The organism is Sphingobium phenoxybenzoativorans (assembly GCF_001757355.1).
GTDB classification, from domain to species: Bacteria; Pseudomonadota; Alphaproteobacteria; order Sphingomonadales; family Sphingomonadaceae; genus Sphingobium; species Sphingobium phenoxybenzoativorans.
In genome coordinates, this window is record NZ_MINO01000174.1 from 1 (window position 1) to 1,527 (window position 1,527).

The window sequence follows — 1,527 nt, forward strand, 5'->3', positions numbered from 1 at the left end:
CATAATAGATCCTATGCAGGTCGGATCGGCTATGCCGTTGTTCCGTCAAACCTCACGGAGAACGCTACATGCAGAACTCGTCGTCAGATTACTGCCCCAAGACTTCTGTCATTGTCAGCGTTGAGCTCAGCAAGCGCAACTGGCTTGTTGCCTCTCTCTCGCCAGGAGCGGCGAAGCCTTCGCTGCGGACAATTCCTGCCGGGAACAGCGCGGCACTGATCAGTCACCTTCGCAATCTTGAGTGCAAGGCCGCTGATCGTATCGGCGAACCTGCCGCCATTCGCCTGTGCTTCGAGATTGGATATGATGGCTTCTGGCTCGCAAGGCTACTGCGGTCGAACGACATCGATACATATGTGCTAGATCCCGCCAGCTTCCTCGTGTCGCGGCGAGGCAGGCGCGCAAAAACTGACCGGATCGACGCCGAAGCCATGATCGGGATTCTGAAAGCCTATCTCGCTGGCGACAAAAGCGTGTGCCGTGTCGTGGAGGTGCCCTCTCCCGAGGAGGAGGACGCACGCAGAGTAATGCGCGAGCGCGGCGATCTGGTGCATGAGCGCACCCGCATTATCTCTCGGATCAGGGGGCTCCTTGCGTTGCAAGGCATACGATCTGTCAAAGCCATCAAGGGCGGTGAATGGTCGAGCCAACTCGACGACATGCGCACCGGCGATGGGCGGCCTTTGCCACCAAACCTTCGTCGACAGATTGAGCGCTGTTTCGGACGGCTTGCGTTGCTCAACGATCAGATCAAGGACATCGAGAGGGACCGCGCCCAAGTTGTGCTCGATGAAGAGTCCACCTTTCCATGCCGCGATAAAGCGGTTCGCCTCGAGCAGCTGAAGGGTATTGGCCCGAACAGCGCGGCAATGTTGGTCGCAGAGGTTTTCTGCCGAAAGTTCGAAAGCCGACGACACGTCGCGGCCTTCCTTGGGTTAGCTCCGGCGCCCTTCGCCAGCGGCGACGTTTCGCGTGATCAAGGCATCAGCAAAGCCGGTAACCGAAGCACACGTGTGCAGATGGTGGAACTTGCGTGGTGTTGGTTGAAATATCAGCCAAGTAGCGAACTGACCGTGTGGTATCGCACCCGGTTCAAAGGCAACGGCGCTCGCGCGGCAAAGGTAGGGATCGTTGCGCTCGCCCGAAAATTGTTAATCGCGCTTTGGCGCTTTGTGGAGACCGGTCTGGTCCCTCAAGGTGCCGAGCTCCGCGCCGCCTGATGCCTATGTTGCAACAGGCTCGTTAAGGCGACGCGGATTGGTGTGATGTGTGACCGGGAAAATTGATGGCGCCTGAAAACGCCCAGTAATAGTTTGGTCCGCATCCGCCTTTGCTCGATCCGGGGATGTGAATACGGATTATGGTGCGCGGGCACGGCCGCGACCGGATACAAGTCTATGCACGGATAGTGCATCAGCTGACCTCGGAACGAATGAAGCCAATCCTTGAGCATTGCGTGTGGGGGCCCCCAGCCCATCATCAAAAGGAACCGTTCAATGGTATCTTGACAAGGCCCGGATCATACAA

At 57.8% G+C, this 1,527-nt stretch carries 1 protein-coding gene; it reads left to right on the forward strand.

Going from position 1 to position 1,527, the window contains the following annotated elements; translation table 11 throughout:
* Positions 1–68 precede the first annotated feature (68 nt).
* Positions 69–1,220, forward strand: a complete 1,152-nt coding sequence (locus BHQ40_RS24655; protein WP_070158304.1) for an IS110 family RNA-guided transposase — start codon at positions 69–71, stop codon at positions 1,218–1,220.
* The last annotated feature ends 307 nt before the right edge of the window (positions 1,221–1,527 follow it).

Excerpts from the sequence above, each read along its gene's own strand:
- BHQ40_RS24655 (WP_070158304.1), top strand. The coding sequence starts at position 69 with ATGCAGAACTCGTCGTCAGATTACTGCCCCAAGACTTCTGTCATTGTC.